At 41.2% G+C, this 19,284-nt stretch carries 16 protein-coding genes and 1 pseudogene; 4 read left to right on the top strand and 13 right to left on the bottom strand.

The features are described from left to right. The first annotated feature begins 3 nt into the window (after nucleotides 1–3). Nucleotides 4–330: an STAS domain-containing protein gene (locus CDG76_RS24025; protein WP_094351411.1), complete on the top strand. Its 327-nt coding sequence runs from the start codon at nucleotides 4–6 to the stop codon at nucleotides 328–330. Between the two features lie 42 nt (nucleotides 331–372). Here CDG76_RS24025 and CDG76_RS24020 read toward each other — a convergent pair whose 3' ends face one another. Further along, nucleotides 373–1,563, bottom strand: a complete 1,191-nt coding sequence (locus CDG76_RS24020) for a SpoIIE family protein phosphatase (protein ID WP_094351410.1) — start codon at nucleotides 1,561–1,563, stop codon at nucleotides 373–375. 150 nt (nucleotides 1,564–1,713) lie between these two features. Between CDG76_RS24020 and CDG76_RS24015 the strand changes: the two genes are divergently transcribed. Next, the gene (locus tag CDG76_RS24015; RefSeq protein ID WP_094351409.1) at nucleotides 1,714–2,145 is read left to right on the top strand and encodes an ATP-binding protein; all 432 of its coding nucleotides are present in this window, start codon (nucleotides 1,714–1,716) and stop codon (nucleotides 2,143–2,145) included. Between the two features lie 18 nt (nucleotides 2,146–2,163). Here CDG76_RS24015 and CDG76_RS24010 read toward each other — a convergent pair whose 3' ends face one another. The 11 genes and pseudogenes from CDG76_RS24010 to CDG76_RS23965 form a co-directional block, all read right to left on the bottom strand. Further along, nucleotides 2,164–6,837 (bottom strand): response regulator, encoded by a 4,674-nt coding sequence (locus tag CDG76_RS24010; RefSeq protein WP_094351408.1) that lies wholly within the window; start codon nucleotides 6,835–6,837, stop codon nucleotides 2,164–2,166. A 207-nt stretch (nucleotides 6,838–7,044) separates the two neighbouring features. Then, on the bottom strand, nucleotides 7,045–8,355 hold the full coding sequence (locus CDG76_RS24005) for a hypothetical protein (protein ID WP_094351407.1): 1,311 nt from the start codon (nucleotides 8,353–8,355) through the stop codon (nucleotides 7,045–7,047). Between the two features lie 287 nt (nucleotides 8,356–8,642). After that, nucleotides 8,643–8,855 carry a CopG family transcriptional regulator gene (locus tag CDG76_RS24000; RefSeq protein WP_094351406.1) on the bottom strand — a complete coding sequence of 71 codons (213 nt, stop codon included), beginning with the start codon at nucleotides 8,853–8,855 and terminating at the stop codon, nucleotides 8,643–8,645. Between the two features lie 56 nt (nucleotides 8,856–8,911). Continuing rightward, nucleotides 8,912–9,586 carry a response regulator transcription factor gene (locus CDG76_RS23995; protein WP_094351405.1) on the bottom strand — a complete coding sequence of 225 codons (675 nt, stop codon included), beginning with the start codon at nucleotides 9,584–9,586 and terminating at the stop codon, nucleotides 8,912–8,914. Continuing rightward, nucleotides 9,583–9,711, bottom strand: a pseudogene (locus CDG76_RS39525) (ATP-binding protein); the annotation flags it as partial. The pseudogene CDG76_RS39525 and the gene CDG76_RS23995, both read right to left, overlap by 4 nt. A gap of 270 nt (nucleotides 9,712–9,981) precedes the next feature. Beyond that, entirely contained in the window at nucleotides 9,982–11,415 is a 1,434-nt protein-coding gene (locus CDG76_RS23990) for a sensor histidine kinase (RefSeq protein ID WP_094351404.1), read from the bottom strand. Between the two features lie 503 nt (nucleotides 11,416–11,918). Beyond that, on the bottom strand, nucleotides 11,919–12,572 hold the full coding sequence (locus CDG76_RS23985; protein WP_094351403.1) for a glutathione S-transferase family protein: 654 nt from the start codon (nucleotides 12,570–12,572) through the stop codon (nucleotides 11,919–11,921). A 149-nt stretch (nucleotides 12,573–12,721) separates the two neighbouring features. Next, nucleotides 12,722–13,177 (bottom strand): VOC family protein, encoded by a 456-nt coding sequence (locus tag CDG76_RS23980; protein ID WP_094351402.1) that lies wholly within the window; start codon nucleotides 13,175–13,177, stop codon nucleotides 12,722–12,724. Between the two features lie 34 nt (nucleotides 13,178–13,211). Beyond that, the gene (locus tag CDG76_RS23975) at nucleotides 13,212–14,213 is read right to left on the bottom strand and encodes a glutathione S-transferase family protein (protein WP_094351401.1); all 1,002 of its coding nucleotides are present in this window, start codon (nucleotides 14,211–14,213) and stop codon (nucleotides 13,212–13,214) included. Nucleotides 14,214–14,352: 139 nt separating this feature from the next. Beyond that, nucleotides 14,353–16,380 (bottom strand): amylo-alpha-1,6-glucosidase, encoded by a 2,028-nt coding sequence (locus CDG76_RS23970; RefSeq protein ID WP_094351400.1) that lies wholly within the window; start codon nucleotides 16,378–16,380, stop codon nucleotides 14,353–14,355. 185 nt (nucleotides 16,381–16,565) lie between these two features. Then, nucleotides 16,566–17,228 carry a GNAT family N-acetyltransferase gene (locus CDG76_RS23965; protein ID WP_094351399.1) on the bottom strand — a complete coding sequence of 221 codons (663 nt, stop codon included), beginning with the start codon at nucleotides 17,226–17,228 and terminating at the stop codon, nucleotides 16,566–16,568. A 127-nt stretch (nucleotides 17,229–17,355) separates the two neighbouring features. Here CDG76_RS23965 and CDG76_RS23960 point away from each other — a divergent pair, with 127 nt between their 5' ends. After that, nucleotides 17,356–17,895: a hypothetical protein gene (locus CDG76_RS23960; protein ID WP_143854158.1), complete on the top strand. Its 540-nt coding sequence runs from the start codon at nucleotides 17,356–17,358 to the stop codon at nucleotides 17,893–17,895. Nucleotides 17,896–17,957: 62 nt separating this feature from the next. On the opposite strand, the gene CDG76_RS23955 is transcribed toward CDG76_RS23960, so the two are convergent. After that, entirely contained in the window at nucleotides 17,958–18,776 is an 819-nt protein-coding gene (locus tag CDG76_RS23955; protein ID WP_094351397.1) for a PD-(D/E)XK nuclease family protein, read from the bottom strand. Nucleotides 18,777–19,033: 257 nt separating this feature from the next. Here CDG76_RS23955 and CDG76_RS39435 point away from each other — a divergent pair, with 257 nt between their 5' ends. Beyond that, entirely contained in the window at nucleotides 19,034–19,195 is a 162-nt protein-coding gene (locus CDG76_RS39435; RefSeq protein WP_143854166.1) for a WD40 repeat domain-containing protein, read from the top strand. Nucleotides 19,196–19,284 lie beyond the last annotated feature (89 nt).

The following is a 19,284-nucleotide window of genomic DNA, read 5'->3' as shown; positions in this document are numbered from 1 at the left end:
ACCATGAATTTGAGTGTAAAAGTACTAGAAATATCTGGAATTTTAGATGGTATTAGAGGTAACGAACTACGTCGTGAAGTTAGAGGTATGCTAGCAAACGGAGCCGATATTTTGTTGATCGACATGAAAGAAGTCAAGTTCATTGATAGCTCTGGTTTAGGTGCTTTAGTATCAGCGATGCAAATGGTACGAACTGCTAATGCTAAACTGTTTGTTTGTTCGATAAGCGATCAAGTCAGGATGTTGTTTGAACTGACTAAAATGGATAGAATTTTTCAAACCTTTGCTGACAAAGATGAATTTCGCCGCCAAATATTGGCAACACAATAAGCTATTATCCAATCCAAACTTAACTATGCATATTTGGCTATTCTAACCAAAATTAACTTTTACTAAAGATAAGTCATCATCAAGATTGTCTTGAGCATTTAAAGTGAGAATCTTTGCTAATACTTGATTGAGGTTGCAAGTATGTTTTTGACTATATTTGGTTAGTAATTCAATGAAAGCATCGATCCCCCAGATTTTACCATCTGACTGATTAATTTCATAAGCACCATCACTAAAAATGTATAAAGTGCTGTTTTCTTCGACTTCCAAAACTGCATCCTCAAATTGAACTTCAGGTAAAAAGCCAATTGGTAAATCTAAAGAAGTTAGCTGTTTAACTTTGATGTTGTTAGTGGAGGTATTAGATAACAGTAAAGCTGGTGGATGTCCGGCATTGGCATAAATGAGTTGACGTTTAAGGCGGTGATAAACTCCATACCAGATTGTAAAGTATTTATCACCGTGCTTATTCATTTGGAAGGCATGATTGAGAGCTTTTAAAACTTCACTTGGTTGACAAAAGTTAGTGTTAGGTAGAGATTGCGATCGCAAAACATTCTGTACGGATACCGATAGGAGGGCTGAACCCACCCCATGACCTGATACATCTAACAAATAAATTGCCAAATGATCCTCGTCAATCCAATAATGGTCGAAGCAATCACCCCCTAGTTGTGCTGAGGGAATAAACAGATTTTCTGTAGTTACTGTTCCTACAAGCGGTGAGGGTAAAAGCGATCGCACATAATCAGCGGCCTCAGACAATTCTGCTTCCAAAATTTGCTTTTGAGTTTGCAAATCCTGATTTAGTGTCTCCAAAGCTTGCTTTTGACTTTGTAAATCCTGATTTAGCTGGTGTAACCTTAGTCCTGCTCTTACGCGTGCTTTCAATTCATTCATCTCTATCGGTTTAGAGATAAACTCATCTGCTCCAGCGTCAAGGCCCCTAACTCTATCTTCCTCCTCTCCTCGAGCTGCTCCCCTAGCCGTCAATAGAATAAAAAAAGTAGTTGCCAATTTTGGATCTGTTCTAATTCGACGACACACTTCTAGCCCATCTACTTGTGACATCATCCAGTCACAGATAATCAGAGCCGGATGTAGCAGTTGTGCTTGTTTAATTCCTTCTTCGCCATTGCTGGCTACAGTAGTCTCATAACCCTGCCTTTGGAGTGTGCTTTTCAGTACTGCTCGCACCGTCGGGTCATCATCAATAACCAGAATTTTAAACATAAATTACAGTTTTCTAAGTAAAATGATCGATAAATAGTTGCTTTAATTTAAGTTATATGCAATTTAGCGTTTCATGTATAGTAAAAGTACTCAAATTAAATAAACTAATTAACGAATATGATGATTTTAAAAAATTTTCTTAGTTAAGAAGTGAATCATAAAATTTATCTCAAAGTCAATACAGACCTGACAGCTTCACCTCAAGTTTTGTCTTGGTTCGAGCAAATGAATCAACCACCTATTACCGATAAAGAAATTTGGTGGCAATGTCAAACGCTGATGATAGAAGGCTTTACCAACATTGTTGAACATGCCCACAAAAATTTACCTATTGAAACTCCGATTGAGATGGAAGCTGTGCGGTTAGATGAATACATAGAAATTCGCATTTGGTCTCAAGGCAAACCATTTAACTTAGAACAGAAATTGCACCAAACATCTGAATTTGAGGATAACGATCGAGAGCGTGGGCGGGGTTTAAAAATCATGTCCGCCATTGCTGACAAGTTGAGTTATGAGCCGACAGGAGATAATCGTTACTGTTTATTTATTAGTAAATCTTACAAAAAAGGATCGGAGTAGAAAGTCGGGAGATACTGACTATTGACTCCTGATTAAAAATTCTTGGATGCGTTTAAGAAAGTCTTCTAACTCTACGATTAAGTTATTAGAACCTCGACGCTCTTGCTTATAAGCTAGTTGTTCTAGTTTTTCTGCTGCCAGATGCATGGTTGTAACTCCCATATTGGCACTAGAACCTTTAATTTGATGACCTTGGAGTACTATTTGCTCAAAGTCATGAGCTGCGATCGCTATTTTAATTAACTCTAGACGAGGTTGAATATCCTCAACAAATATTTGCAGTAGTTCCAATTCAAATTCTGGGTTGTTTTCTGAGAGTTGGTGTAAGCGTTCCCAATCAATTGGAAGGTTAACTGCACCGACATCTGTCGTAGTTTGTTCTGTGGCAGTTGTTTCTTTTGCCTCGAAGATCGCATTTCCCCAACGCTCTAGCGCTCCCGCCAATTTTTCTTTTATTACTGGCTTGCTCAAATAGTCATCCATGCCGGCATCTAGACACATTTGCTGGTCTTGTTTCATGGCATTAGCTGTCATTGCAATTACCACAGGACGATAACCACTAGCAAAGCTGCTTTCTTGCCAACGATGAATTTCTTTTGTGGTTTCTAAACCATCGAGAACTGGCATTTGGCAATCCATCAGAATTAAATCGTAGGGAATTTTTTCTAATAGCTGTAATACTTCTTTCCCATTACCAGCGACATCAGCGCTATAACCCAGGCTTTGGAGTTGCTTCAAGGCAACTTTCTGATTCACCAAATTATCTTCGGCTAAGAGAATTCTTAATTTGTGGGAGTTAGGAGAATAATAGTTGCGGTTGTTTTCAGAATTTTTCAGTTTTAAATCCTGAATTCTGACTTCTAACTCCTGAATTCTGACTTCTGACTCCTCTTTTGCCTGCATTCCTAAGATGGTCATGATGGTATCGAGGAGTCGGGATGGCTTAATAGGTTTGACTAAATAAGCCGCAAATCCTATTTTTAGCGATCGCTGGATTTCATCGCGTTGATTAGTAGAGGTAAGGATAATCAAAGGTAGCCCAGCGATCGCAGAATTTGCCTTAATTTTTTCTCCTAAAGTCATGCCATCTATTTCTGGCATCTGCATATCAATCACAGCAACGTCATAGAAATTTTTTTGCTTGGCGGCTTCCTGAATAGCTTTGAGGGCAGTAGTAGCCGAAGCAGCCTGATCCACCAGCATCCCCCAACGGGTAGCTTGATGGTAGATGATTTTGCGATTTGTAGCATTATCATCCACCACTAACAAGCGCCGATTGAGTAAAAGTTCGCGTTCGCCTTTTAAGGAAATAGGGTCAAGTTGCTTGGCAAAAGTTACTTCAAACCAAAACTTAGATCCTTTCCCCAAGCGACTTTCTACGCCCATTTCTCCTCCCATCAAGCTTACCAGTTGCTTGCAGATGGCTAATCCCAAACCTGTGCCGCCATATTTACGGGTGGTGGAAGCATCTACTTGGGTAAATGGCTTAAAGAGTTTGGATTGATCTTCAGGGGTAATGCCAAGACCGGTATCTACGATCGCAAAATAGATGGTGGCTGTAGTCAACGAAAGCGTACGCAATTCTGCTCGTAATACTACCTCACCCTTGCTGGTGAACTTGATTGCATTGCTAATCAGGTTCATAAGAATTTGCCGCAGGCGGCCAGCATCGCCTTGGAGGCGGGTGGGGACGTTGCTATAGATTAATCCTGCAATTTCTAATCCCTTATGATGGGCTGAGGGAGCTAATAATTCCAACACCTCTTCTACACAGGTAGATAAGTCAAAATCTAGAGTTTCTAGTGCCATTTCCCCAGCCTCTAGTTTGGACAAATCCAAAATTTCGTTGATCAGGCTTAAGAGAGCATCGCCACTAATGCGAATTGTTTCCATAAAATCCCGCTGTTCGGAATTTAGGGGAGTTTCTAGCATTAAGCTTGTCATCCCCAGCACAGCATTCATAGGAGTCCGAATTTCATGGCTCATGTTGGCCAAAAAGGCACTTTTGGTTTGAGATGCTAATTCAGCTTGGTGACGGGCAATTTCGAGTTCTCGTCGTTGTTGAGTTTCTGCGTCTAACATTTGGGCTTGGGCTAAGGCAATACCTACTTGATCAGCTATTTGCCGTAAAAGATGAATTTCAAAGCTAGACCATTGGCGGCAACTGCCGCACTGATGGACAATCAGCAAACCGCAGAGTTCTTCTTTGACAAGAATGGGTATGACTAAATTACACTGGACTCCAAATTGTTGCAGTAATTCGAGATGATTTTTTTGGACTTCAGCTATATCCAAGTCAGCAAGCCCCAGATCCGGTTTTTGACGGTACTGTTGTAGATAGTACTGCTGGATATATTCGGCTTGAAAGTAAGTATCGACTAGCTCTTTCTCTTTAATTGCCAGCCAGCCAGAAATGACTGCCTCAACTACCGTGGCTCCAGAGCCATCTGCCAAAGGCTGATAAATCAAAACTCGGTCACTATGGAGAATTTTTTGTACCTCGGTGACAGTGATTTGGAGAATTTCTTTGATTTGCAAAGACTGACGAATTTTGAGGGTGATTTCAGTAAATAGTTGCGATCGCAAGTTTTGGCGTTGGAGTTGTTCTTCTGCCTGCTTGCGCTCAATAAACTGCCCTACTTGCTCACCAATCGAATTCATAACTTTTGCCAAATTCGGGTCAGCTTGCTGGATTTCATGGCTCAAGCAGGTAATCACACCGATGATTGTTTTACCACTACAGATCGGAAAACCAAAAGCTCCGTGCAGTTTTGCTTCGGCAGCGATTTGAGAGCGAATGAAACTCCGATCTTTAACGACATCAGTAATCCAAACAGGTTCAAGACTAGCCCAGACACGGCCAGGCAGCCCAATTCCTGGTGCAAACATGGTCTGGTGACTGAGAATGTCAAATTCTTGCATCTCGAAGGAGATTTTATACCATGAATTTAGCAAATACAGTAGATTTGCACGCCGATCTACCATCCAAAATTCACTTAAATCCCATCCCAAACTTTCGCAGATTCCTTGCAAGATTTGGGGCATGGCTTCATTGATTGTGGCTGACTCTGCCAAGACACGGGTTGTAGCATACTCTGCTTTCAAATGCTGTTCAGTTCGTTTGCGTAAGCGAAGTTCCTCAAAGACATCGCTGATGTCAATACCTGTAGCAACAATATATTCAACGTAGCCCTCATAGTCTTTCAAGGTAGTGTTAGTCCAAGAAATGAGCCGTCGGCTGCCATCCTTAGTTACCCAATAGTTTTCGTATTCTTTGGGCGCTTCACCAGATCGCAACTGCTCAAAAACTGCTTTAACCGGCTCTACCTGTTCAGGAAGTAGAAACAGGTTCCAGAAATGCCTTCCTTTCACCTCATCTAATGAGTAACCAGTAATTTGTTCGCAAGCTTGATTGAAGCGAACGATTTGCCCTTTCGGGTCAATAACTATTACCAAAGCGCTGGTTGTATTAAGGACTGCTGAAATAAAATTGCGTTCTTGATTCAGTATTTCTTCTGTTAATTTCCGCTCTTTTGCTTCACGGTAAATAAAGTAGTAGACTATGGCCAGAATTAAAAAACTTAAACAAATAGCGATCGCCAGTGTCAAAACTGTGTTGTTAGCACTGGCTTTTGCAGCTTGTGACTGCTGTTGAAGCAACCCTCTATCCTGATTTTCTATCTCATGGACGATCTTGCGGATATCATCCATGAGATGTTTTCCTTGATTTGTCTGGATTACCTGCAATGCCGCCTCAAATCCCTGATTTTGACGCAGGTATATAGTCTGCTTGAGTATGGCAAGTTTTGCAGCTATCAGAGATTCAAGGGTTGCGAACTGCTTTTGTTGGTTAGGTTGATCTGCGATTAAATCTTTCAGTTTTACAATTTTTTGATCGATGTTTCCAACTACTGCTTGATAGGGTTCTAGATAACTTTCTTGTCCAGTGAGGATGTAACCGCGTTGTCCAGTCTCAGCATCTTTCATCTCGGACAGTAATTTTTCTAGTTTATTGATTTTCTCTTGGGTTTGTTGTACCTGATTATTCGTATCAATCAACCTGTCTGTGTTTTGAAAAGAAATCACGCCAATCAAAACTAAAACTGCCGATGCTAACCCAAACCCTCCGGCTATCCTTTGAAAAAATTGTTTGCGTGTCTTCTGGGTCTGTTTGCGTGTATCACTTGCCAATACCAAACTTGCTAAATTGCGGTGCATTTCTAGTTGCTTAATTACCTGGCGACCAATAATTCGTAATGCTTCAAGTTGTTCTGGAGAGAGGTTTCTTGGTACGCGATCGATTACACAAAGTGTTCCTAGTGCATATCCTTCAGGATTAGTCAGCGGGATACCAGCATAAAACCGAATATTTGGGTCAGAGGTGACAAAGGGGTTTGTCGCAAACCTTTCGTCAACTGTGGCATCAGGCACAACAAAAACTTCAGGTTGCAGAATAGCATGGGCGCAGAATGCCAAATCGCGGGGTGTTTGTAGGGTATCCAAACCAACTTTTGACTTGAACCACTGACGATTAGTATCAATTAAGCTGATTAAGGCAATGGGAGTTCCACAAATATACGAGGCTAAACGGGTGAGGTCGTCAAAGGCTGCTTCTGAAGGAGTGTCGAGTATTTTATACTGCAAAAGAGATTCGATTCGCTGTGTTTCGTTATCAGGTAATGGTGCTTTCATTCTCCAGCCTTATACCATTTTGGATTTTAAAAACAGAATTCATAATTATGAATTCAGAATCCAGGAGTTAGAAGTTAAAATTAAGAATACTTTGATAGTCAAAGTTTATAATTTTCAAAAAATCAAAAAATCAAAAATATATAGTGCTTGATTCTATATACATTCTGAATTCTGACTCCTGAATTCTGACTCCTGAATTCTTTTTTGTTAAAATTTGACCCGCAACTGTCCTGTGAAGGAATTACCACCGTAGGCGCTTCCGTCGGTTTCTTTATTGCGGACATTACTAAAGCTATAGCTCAAGTCTGCTTCTATACTGGGCGACAGTTTTACGGTACAGCGCGTTTGATAGGTATTGGCGTTGTCAAATTCTCCTTTAAGTCGCTGCCGTCCTAAGTTGGCAGCAAGGCGACAGCGTAAGAATTGAGCAATATCTCCCTCCCAAGCTACCTCACCGTTGTAAACTAGAAAATCTGGTGGAGAAAAATAACCGCTTGTGCGTTCTAAATCGCGCTCGTAACTCCAAGTGAATAGGTTAGCTGCCAAAGAAAATTGTCCGAACTTGCGCTCTAACCTACTAAAAGACTGCACCTCAGAATTACCATCGTTGTAATTACCCAAACGCAATGACGAAAATAAGCTGGTATTACGGTCAATCTGCCAGTATAAATCAGGCCCAAATCGCCAAGCGGTAATTTGATTGTCTAAAGTTCGAGCATGGGATTTATAGGGACCTTGTTCTAAATTACCTGAAATTATTACTGCCGATAGCAATCGACCTGATGACGAAACTCGCGGCGGCGAAATGGGAACATCCACCTTAACATTGAGATTGATAGCTGTAGGTAAACGATTGAACACATCGACTCCGGCTGCTGTTTGTAGAGTCACTTGTCCAATTTTTCCTTGCCATCCAACTTGCAAGGGAAAATTGCTAATTGATTCAACACCGCGTTGCTCAAAGAAGTTAAAACCTGTCTTGAAAAATATTTTATTGCCATTTCTCAATCGAAACTGAACTGTTGGTTCTAGGAAAAAATTAGTTTGACCAAAGTTGTCTGTCTGATAGTGATAGTCTGTATGAATACTTTCCAAAACTGCATCCGGCGTTTTTGCTTCGGTGGCAGTTGTTGGTGGACTAGAATTCTCCTGCGGTGGTTCGGGTAGCGATGGTGGGCTAGAATTCTGCGGTGATTCGGGTAGCGATGGCGGTAATCGCAAATCAGGATTGAAGTTTTCGGGTGCCGCCAGCAAAATAGGTGTTGATTTTAATCGATAGGGGAGTGGTTTTGAGTATTGCTCTGCTGACTCAGGATTTATTGTGGTGACTTGCTCAGTCAATCCTAAAGGTGATTTCCAGGTCTGATGTGCTTGGGCTGCTTGTAATTTAGCTTCTGATAATATCCAAATACCTACGCTACAGATTACTCCCAATTGAATCTGTAGGCATCCCAAAAGAAATACAGCGTACAAATTATATCGAGAAACAAAGAGATAAGGTCTAAAACTATATACCATCGGTTGATACTATATTTGTAAATGCAAAACTTGCTGCCAAATAGTTTTCTGGCTGCTAGCTGATGTAGTCGGACTGGGATTATGATGCCCATAATCGATGCTTGTTAAGACATAGGAAAGGCAAAAGGCGTAAAGGGGTTAATTTGGCGGGATATAGAAGTTCCCAGGTGCATAAAGTACATATCAAAACCTCACCCCCAACCCCTCTCCTTGGTGAAAAGAGGGGTTGGGGGTGAGGTTAAGCTGTAGCTGATTCTGATTAAGAAACGCTATATTCGAGTCGATAATTAGTGTGATTTTGACGAACTGCCAACAGTGATTTTTGAGTCTGCTGTTCCCATCTCAGAGTTTTCAGCATTGTCAACCTCAAGACTTCGGAGCAATTCTCGAATTACATCTGTTGCTGGTCTTCCTGTGAGAGTACAGTATTGTTCAAGTTTCTTCATTTCCTCGGTTGTGAGATTTACTGTCAGTCGTTTAACAGCCCATTTTTTCTTCATAATTTTCTTTTATCTTGAATATGTTGCTTTTTCTCGAAATCACCACGTTATTACGATTACTCCCGTAGTGCATAGCCTACACCACGGACTGTATGAATCAAACGTTTTTCATTATTTTCTTCTAACTTAAGTCGCAAATAACGAATATATACTTCAATAATATTAGAATCACCCATGAAATCGTAACCCCAAACTTTTTCTAAAATTTGATCTCTAGTAAATACTTGACGGGGATGTGAAAGGAGATATTCTAATAAGTCAAATTCTTTTGCTGTTAACTGAATGCTTCGTTTTTCCCGAAATACTTCACGAGTGCGCCTATTTAAGCTTAAATCTTCAAATTGCAACAAATCCTCGTCTGTTTCTTGGGTGCGCCGGAGATGAGCGCGAATTCTAGCTAATAGTTCTTCAATGCTGAAGGGCTTAACTACATAATCATCGGCTCCTGCATCTAATCCGGCGACGCGATCGCTCACTTCATCTTTTGCTGTCAACAAAATCACTGGTACTGTACTACCTGTTGTTCGCAAACGCCGACAAATTTCCAAACCTGTCAACCCTGGAAGCATCCAATCTAGAATCGCTAAATCTGGTGAGGAGTCTCGCGCCAGAGTCAAGCCTGCGATGCCATCATGGGCGACACTTACCCGGTATCCTTCGCTATTAAGTTCTAATTCGACAAATCGCGCCAGTTTGACTTCATCTTCCACTAAAAGGATATGTGCTGTCATATTTTTGCTCCTAAAGCAGGTAATGTGAGAATAAAAGTGCTACCATAGCTTGGCTTTGAAAGGATGGCAATTTTGCCTCCCAGACCTTCGGTTAGGTGTTTCACAATCGATAAACCCAAATCTGCTTTGCCAGTTAAACGAGGGCTGCCTTTATTCTCACAGGAAACGGGGTGACTTCCAAATAGATTACCCGATGCTTAAATTTCTGGCATTGCTAATTAGATGTATGAATCTTGGTGTAGAAATGTTGCATTGCAAGTTATCTACAAAGGTTTTGAAATCACGCAAAATCTTTTTCATACTGGAATTCTGCAACACCAAATTTCTCTGTCATCTTTACTATGTCTGCAATCAAATCAAGAAACTGGGGATCTAAGTCTTGCAATTTTTACAAATCAGATAGAGCTACTATATGTAGGTAAACTGATTGTAAACATACTCCCTTCTCCCAACTTTGATTCCACACTGACACTACCACCCATACCTTCTACAAGTGTCTTAACAATCGATAAACCCAAACCACAACCCCCAGTGGTATGAGAGCGAGATTCATCTACACGGTAAAATCTCTCAAATATCCGTGCTTGCTGTTGCAAAGGAATGCCATAACCTTTGTCACAAACTTGAATAATAGCCCGATCTTGAAGCCGACCTAACTTAAAAGTTATGTGTGTATCAGCGTCAGAATACTTAATGGCATTATCAATTAAATTTAATAACACTTGTTTAAAGCGACTATAATCTGCTTTGATCTCAATTGGATAAATTTCTGACTCGATTGTAATTGTGCGATCGCTATATTTTTTTGCCATCATGACAACTTCTTCAACCAAGTCATTCAGCACATAAGATTTCATTTGAAAATATAGGTATCCGCTATCTGCACGTGCTAAATCAAGTAAATCTTGTAGCAAGCGGATAGTGCGTTCAGCTTCCGATGCCGCAGTTTCTAAAGCTTCTTGTTGAGTTTGAGTTAAATTATTCTGCCTTCGTAAGACGCTTTGCAAATAACCATGTACAATTGTTAAAGGTGTGCGTAATTCATGAGAAACATTACTCACAAATTCTCGCTCTTGCTCCCATGATTGGGAAAGGCGTGATAACAGCATGGTTAAAGTTTGAGCTAGTTCTTTAACTTCACTGGGTGCATTATCAAGATATAGCTGCGCTTGTCCTAAATCTTCAGCGGAAATCACAGAAGCCATTTGATTTAGCTGGCGCAGGGGTTGCAGAGAACGCTTAATATAAAATGCGATCGCAGCAGTTAAAACAATAATTGCCAAAGCACTAGTAATACCTAAACTCTGTACCATTACGACAAACATTTTCTGTTCGCGAGTAATATCCTTAACTACAAATAACTCACCCAGTAACTTACCCTGTACTTGCACAGTACTACCACATAAAACAAAGTAGCTTTGGTTCACTTTGTAAACTTGTGGTTTAATCGGCATCTTAGTCAGGGTCATTAACTCAGCTACCGTAGTAACAGATAATAAATCTAAAGTGGTAGATTTTGCTAAAATTTTATTATCAGGACTTTTTAGCCATAATAATGTGTTGGTATTTGCTAAATTATTAATAGCCTTTTGCAACCCAGTTTCAGGTTGCATCATTTCACTATAAATTTGCACATCTTGCGGCAAGCGCCTGGCAATTTGTTCTATATTATATTTATGACTATCAACTAAAATTTGCTGCATTTTCCAGCTAGTCCATGTAGCAAGACTACCTAATACCAAAGCTGAAAATGATGCAATACCAACCGTGAGGCGTGATTGTAAGGAAAATGGATCTATATTTATCCCAAATTTTATGATTTGCTTCACTGTTCCGGTTGCGTTTTAAGTGTTTAATAAGGCTTTAAAAATAAAATAAAACTGCTAAATGTAAAGTTACTGTTAACCGCTACATCTTTAGTTATAGCTGATTTGAACTTACCTCTGTTGCATACCTACAGTCAAAAGTGCAGCCATTACAAAAAGATTGCTAAATATTTTTATTTAATTGCCCTTTCAAACCCGCGAATTCTTGTCTAATAATAATCTAAATGCATTTACTAGTAATTAAATTAATTTCTGCTGAGAATTACCTTAAAATTTTTAATCATCGAAATTAATTCTAAGGGGGGATGGTAACAAAGCAAATTTTGGTAATAACAAACCTTTTTGATGAGGGCGAGAGAGAATCGAATTTGGATGTTGTTATGTTAAAGCGATCGTGTCTTTATCCTTCTCTATTTCTGGTTCTTGATCCTTGGTAAACTTTGTATTCAAGGAATGCGGATTACTATATGATATTTAAGAGAACGGTTAGTGCCTAAGCTTTACTCTCATTGAGCAAATCGAGCATAATGTTCGATATAAAACTTAGGAGGATTGGCGATCGAGCGCACGGATTCACGATTTGCTACGGCTGCCCACCATTGTTTGAGCCGATGGAGTCCCGGTGGTAATTGGAAGCCTAGAAAATGCTCTAATACATCTAGCTGCTCGAACCAAGGATAATAAGTCAGATCGACTAGACTAATCTCAGACCCAAGCCAGTAGGGAGCGCTATCTGACAATTTGTGCAATGCCTCACGTTCGATAAATAGCAAGTGTTCGGCTAACTCTTGTAATAACCCTGCCTGCTGTTGAGGATCTCGGCTGTGTAACAATTTGCCAGAAGCAGCGAACAATCGGGTATCAGCAAAATTAATCCAAATCCGCGCATGGGCACGCTGAATCGGCTCTTTGGGTAACAGAGGTGGTTCGGGAAATATTTCATCCAGATACTCATTAATAATGCTAGATTCCCACACCCGAATATCACCATGCTTGAGAACAGGCACCTTGCCATAGGGAGAAATTTCTAGAAAGTTGGCAGGTTTGTTTTGTAAGTCGATTTCGACGATTTCAAAAGGAACCCCTTTTTCGCTTAGGGTTAAGCGCGCTCGGTGTGCGAAGGGACACAAAGCCGCACTGTAAATTTCGATTTTAGTCATAGGGGCACTCTTTATATTGGGCAAAACAATTGGCTGCGATCAAAATATGATAAATCATGATTATTTTCTTTGAATGCGATCGCAAGTTGAAAATAAGCAAAACTATTAATTAACCACAAACAGCGAACGGGGCTAACGCTAACTTCAACCTATTGGTTGATAGTCTCTAGATATGGTCGCGGTTGGTGAAAACCCTGGAGTGAAGCATCGACGATGAGGCAAACTTCGATATGCATACCATCAGGATCGGAAAATGATAAGTTAAGTACTGGGCCAAGGTCAGCGATCGCGCCATCACTCACTCCTCGAACTATCAGTTTGCGGCGGATAATCTGAAATGCTGATTCTGTTGGGGCATTCAAAGCCAAGTGGTCGATGTGTCCTCGTCTAAACATATCTGGCAATCCAGAACTATGAATATTATTAGGCATCTCTGCTGCGTGAAGCACGCTCTGCGATCCAGCTAGCAGAAGTGCGTGACGAAAGGCTGGGGTCGTCTCTTGAAAGATTACTGGCATCTCAAATACATCAGTATAGAAGTCGATAAAGCGGTCGATATCTGCTGTCACCACTGCAACATGGTGGATACCTGATACAAGGCTCATGGTGTTACTCCAGTTAGATTGTGCAATTTATTTTCTATGAATAGGGAGCGATAACTTCTCTACGAGACGCCTTAGTGAAGCGTTCGCGATCGTGCTGTTGGTTAAAATCAACAATCGGCCCCTTCGGCACAATTCGATTTGGATTAATATCAGTCATGCTCATGTAATAGCCGCGTTTAGTATAGTCTAGATTGCAGGTCGCTTTGAATGGCTGACGCTGATATAGGTCTAGTAAATAATTCCAGAGATTGGGATAGTCGATAATTCGCCGCAAATTGCACTTAAAGTGACTGTAATACACTGAGTCGAAGCGATACAGAGTTACAAACATACAAATATCGGCTTCGGTGAGTTGATTGCCGCATGAATACCGCTGCTCGTTCAGAATGGCTTCCCATCGATCTAAATTCTCGAAGAGTTCTGTCACCGCATCTTCGTAAGCTGCTTGTGAAGTCGCAAAACCAGCGCGATATACACCAACATTGATTGGCAGATAAATTGCATCGATTGTTTCATCAATTTTATGCTGTAGGTCGCGTGGGTATAAGTCTATTTTTTGTGTTGCCAATTCCCCAAACTCTACGTCAAACATCCGCATGATTTCGCGAGATTCGTTATTGATGATTGTTTGAGTTTGCTTATCCCACAACACCGGAACAGTAACTCGTCCTGTGTATTTGGGATTAGCTTTCAGATAAATCTCTTGCAAATATTGAGTGTGATTCACCCAGTCAGGAATAGCTCCCGGTGCTTCAGAAAACATCCATCCCTTGTCGCTCATAATCGGATCGACGATAGAGACTGAGATGGCATCATTCAAACCTTTGATTTCTCGCATAATTAAAGTGCGATGCGCCCACGGACACGCCAAGGAAACGTAGAGGTGATAGCGTCCTGCTTTTGCCTTAAACCCACTAGAACCATCGGCGGTGACGCGATCGCGAAACGTTGTCGGCGTTTCCTTGAACTTACCGCTGGGATCTGATTTATTCCTATTGGTTGTCCATTTGCCTTCGATCATCATTCCTGACGCCATAATTTCCTCCTAACACTAAGGCGTGTCTATAAACTTTTGAGGATTACTTCAGCATTACGTCTTTCCTTTTCTGAAGGATGTTAATTTCTTAAAAATTCTTGACAAAATCGACTTTGTAGATAGACCACGGTTCGGCGTATCAACTCTCCGTAGCCAACCAAGCACGCAAAACCTCAGCTACTGTCCACGCTTGGGCAATACATCCCCGTGGAGTCATCGGGGCATCACCATCAAAAATTTCGCTGAGACTGCCAACACCGTGCGCGTTCAGGTGATTAGCCATTGGTTCCAAAAATTGACGAGCCTGTTCGGGATTTTTGTAGACGCGCAGGTGTGCTAAGACAAACGGCCCCAACAACCAACCCCAAACTGTCCCTTGGTGGTAGGCTCCATCACGTTGATACTGATTGCCACCGTATTTACCCTGGTACTGAGGATGATCGGGGGCTAGCGATCGCAATCCATAAGAAGTTAGCAGCATCCGCCCGCAAGCTTCCACCACACCCCTTTGCTGGGTAGGTGTGAGCGGACTTTCTGGTAATGACACAGCAAATATTTGATTAGGACGTAACGCCGCATCATCACCATCAGGAGTGTCTAGAACGTCATAGCAATAACCTGTCTCTTCATTCCAGAAGCGAGAAAATCTATACTTGGCACGCTCTGCCATTGCCTCATATTCTTGGTGTGGTTTACCAAGCTGACGGGCAAACTTTGCCATTGTCCGTAAAGCATTATACCAGAGGGCATTAACTTCAATCGGTTTGCCAATTCGGGGTGTAACTACCCAATCGTCAACTTTGGCATCCATCCAGGTCAGTTGTACGCCAGCAACACCTGCATAAAGTAAGCCATCGGCTGCATCGAGATGGATGTTGTAGCGTGTACCGCGAGAGTGCCAATCAATGATGTCTGCAAGTATGGGAAAGAGTTCACCAAGCAAAGTATCATCGTCTGTAGCGCTGTAGTAGGCGCGGACTGCTTCAAAGTACCAAAGAGTGGCATCGACTGTATTATATTCTGGTTGCTCACCCGCATCGGGAAAGCGATTAGGTAACATTCCCTGGTCTACGTATCTGGCAAAGGTGCGAATAATTGAGCGTGCTACTTCTGGGCGACCAGTGGAAATTGTCAAACCAGGTAGACTAATCATCGTGTCGCGTCCCCAGTCGCTAAACCAGTGATAACCAGCGATGATGGTTTTGCCGTAGGGGTCTTCTGGCAATGAGCGATCGACAATAAACTGGTCAGCAGCTAGTACTAGATGGTTGATCCAGCTAGGTGATTCCTTAGTCTTGAGAGGTCGATTAGTTTTCCAAAATCCTGTTAACTTCTGCTCTTGAGCGCGACGTAACTTAAGTGCAGCTTCACCATTGAGATTTGGTTCTTTTTCTGTGCTGGCTATAAACGCGATTGCTTCTCCAGGATTTAGTGTAACTTCAAAGGTGGCGGCGTGGAGGTGGTCTTCTTTATCTCTCAATCCCCGATAGCGTTCAACTGCTAAGTCAAAACCATGATACCAATTGTGGACAACAGATACACTAGGGCGTGAAGCGTTGCGTAGCTTGCCGCCGTAGGCATCGCCTTTAGCTGAATCACTCAGTAAATACAGTGGTACAGCACCCGGATAAGCAGTTACACAAATCCCCTGTTCTACCTCCTCAACAGACATCTGCCAACCATTGCTTTGAGTGTCGTTGTGATAATCGCGGTAGTTGACTATTGCTTTGAGCGTCAACTTTAGCGGTTGAGTGGCACGACGCAAAGTATATTGAACATAAGTTGTGTTCGCGCCTTGTTGCATCCACACCCGTTTTTCTAATAAGGCATCAGCAACAGCAAAATGCCATACAGGAATTGTACCTTCCAGAGAAAAACGTTCAATATTTTGATAACCTTGGGGACTGACAATACCATCAGCCCAACGATTGGTGTCTAGAGAATAAGAGCGGGTATCATACAGGACAGTTTCATCTAGTTTTGTCAGCATTAAGGTGCGACCCAGAGGTGGTTTTAATGCTGCTACCAATAATCCGTGATAGCGGCGAGTCAATAAACCAGCCACAGTCCCAGAGGCGTAACCACCAATACCGTTACTAACTAACCACTCCCGCGATTCTGCAATGTCAAGATTGCCGCAGATTTCCCGCCCAAATTCTATACACATAAGTCACGCCACTTTGCTCTAAATTCAAAATTAACAATCGCCATCATGCTTTTCTCTCTGCGTTTTCTATGCTTCTACAGTTTGAAAGTAATTTATTAAACCACAGAGGCACAGAGAACACGGAAAAAAGAGGAATTATTGTCCAGAAATTTTACCCACTTGGAAAGGGCTACCCCTAACTTTTGTTAGATTGGAGATTGCTCCTCAGTTATTGAAGATTCATTCGCTAGAGGATTGAGAATGACTTCATTAGCTACACTATCAGCTTTACGGGCACGAATTGCTGGACGAGTAGGCGTAGCCCGTCGTAGACATCGCTTGTAACCGGCTCTTTCAGCTTTTTGGTGTTCGTAATCAATCAATCTGCCATAATATTCGTGCTTGCTTAAATTCATCGACAAGAAAATATGCTGGCGAGTATTACCAAAACCTTTGCGACTAAAAAACTTTAATGCTGAAGTATTGGTAGGGTCAGTGTCTACCAACATGAACCGCGCCCCATCTTCAATCATCCGAGCGACGACTTTATCAACCAACTTGTCTGCTACTCCCCGACGCTGATACTTTGGACTAACTCCCAGCCATAAAATGTATCCATAAGTCCAGGATGCTTTGGTGATGATGGTTCCCAAAATAAATCCTGCTAATTCCCCATCTGTTTCGGCCACAAGACAGTATTCTGGATCGGTGTTGTAAAGTCCAATTACCTCCCATTCGTCCCAGGTACGGTATAAATAAGGATATAAATCGCTGGTAAATAAGCTTTCTCCCAAGTGGTAAACAGGAGCAATGTCATCAATTCCTAATTCGCGCACATAAATTGCTTCAGTTTCATCAAAAGTTGACATAAATTTAGAAGTTGTGATTTATTTACATAGATGATTACGGGCTTTTAGGGTTCTCAACTATTTAAGAAGATTTATTTTGTCAGCTAACAGCACTATGTTAAATTTTGGCGACAAGGAATTTTAAAAAATGTCAATGGAGCATAAAGCATTTGTCTTTGATTACGATACGTTTCTTCAAGAATTGGCTGATATCTTAGTCAATGCACTTGTTATTAACCAAAGCAACGATTTGATTACCTTTATCGAAAATAATTTTTCATACCTGAAATATCCTGATGAAGGCGAACCTTTAGATTCTTTCTGGAAAGAAACGATCGAGACAAATGACATAAGCCAGTATGGTGATTTTGCAATTACCAAGTATTATAATCCTCAATGTGATATTGGACTTGGTTATGATTGGTTGCCTCTCTATGATATGTTACTCAATGAACTGGATAAAGATATATCTCCCTTGTTAGGTAAAAATTTTGGCATTCCAGGAAACTATTTTAACCCTGGCAAAATGGGGTCGTATTTTCAATCTCTTGAGCAAGTGAAGAATAATTTTGAATTGCTTAGTTTGTTATTGAATGAAAAAAAAGAGTATTTACCGAATCTAGCTCTTTTAATAAAAATGCTTGCAAATGCTTTAGATTTAGACAAAGGACTTTACATTACTTTTTGACTTTACGCAAGAGTCTAAAGATATAATGAATTTGTTTTAGCGAAACAATCCTGCGGATCAAATCAAAGTGAGACTTCTTGAATACTGTCGAAATTTGGCAATGAGTCTTTCGCTGCTTCTTCAGTAGATTGGATGCGTAGTTTACCGCCGGAGGCATCGCACCGTTTGGCAAACTGACAAGAATCACAGTTTTTACTACCCTCCACTACTTGGGGAAACTGCTGGTTATTTTGGTAATTTTCCAACCAATTAGTTAACTGACTTAATAGTTGATTAAGTTTCTTTCCTGTTTGTGCATGTTGAGTAGTACTGTAATTAAATTTAATATTTTGCGGTTTTCCTTCAGATTGGACAAACCAGTAAGTCATAGAAATCTTTTCTGGCAAATAATCGCTAGTTTCTGCCAATACATATAGATAAAGACGTGTTTGCCAGTTGGATTCTAACTTGCGTTTATTGGGTGGTTTAGGATAAGTTTTCCAGTCGAGAATTTGCGCTTGTTGGTTATCTGCAATCAATAAATCATAGACAACCGTCAGCAAATAATCCTGAACTTGCAGAGTGCGGTAGTGTTCGCTTTCACGGAAAGTTTGATTATCTGATGCAGCCGTTAAGATTTCTGGCGCTGCATCAGCAAAACCTAGCATCCAGCTTTGCAGTTGAGCATCTGCTTCTAGGAAACTATCAATTGGCAAACCCATTTCTCGCTGTTGCATTAGCAAGTGAAAACGACTACCCAAAGTTAGCCGTTCTTCTTGTTCTGGATTTGAGGGGGAATTGAGTTTTTCGAGATAGGTATGTTGAAATTTACGCGGACAAGCTTCTAGTAAGTTAAGTTGTCCTTGAGACAGTCGCAATAGTTGAGTGGGAGTTGACAGCATTCTTCTATTTTAGAAGTAAATTATAATCTGCAACTCACCGAAATAGTGCTGAGTGCTGAGTAACGAGTGCTGAGTAAAAAAAGAATCGCACTGGTTAAACGCCCCGCTACGGCTAACAGCACTCAGTAGACATCTCCAGAAAAGGCGTAGGGACAATACCCTGCGGGAAGCCGCTTTGCGTCTACATGAATTATCTCTACAAAGGGTTTCAGGTAATGCATATTTAATTTTCACCAGATGTCTAGTACTCAGCACTCCTGAAAGATAGTTCTCACGTCTGCTATTTCAACTCGTCTTTAAAATTATGGGATGTCCATAATGGCAAGTGCCTGAAAACTTTACAAGGGGCTAATTGGGTAAAGTCAGTTGCCTTTAGTCCCGATGGTCAAACCCTGATTATATCATGTTCGGGTAATTAGTTGTGATTCCCATAGTCATTGCACCCCACCCCTAGCCCCTCCCCGCTTGCGGGGAGGGGAGACAAAGCGTAGCTTTGGCGGGGTGGGGT

The organism is Nostoc sp. 'Peltigera membranacea cyanobiont' 210A, assembly GCF_002246015.1.
GTDB lineage: Bacteria > Cyanobacteriota > Cyanobacteriia > Cyanobacteriales > Nostocaceae > Nostoc.
This window is presented reverse-complemented; position numbering and strand designations above follow the sequence as displayed.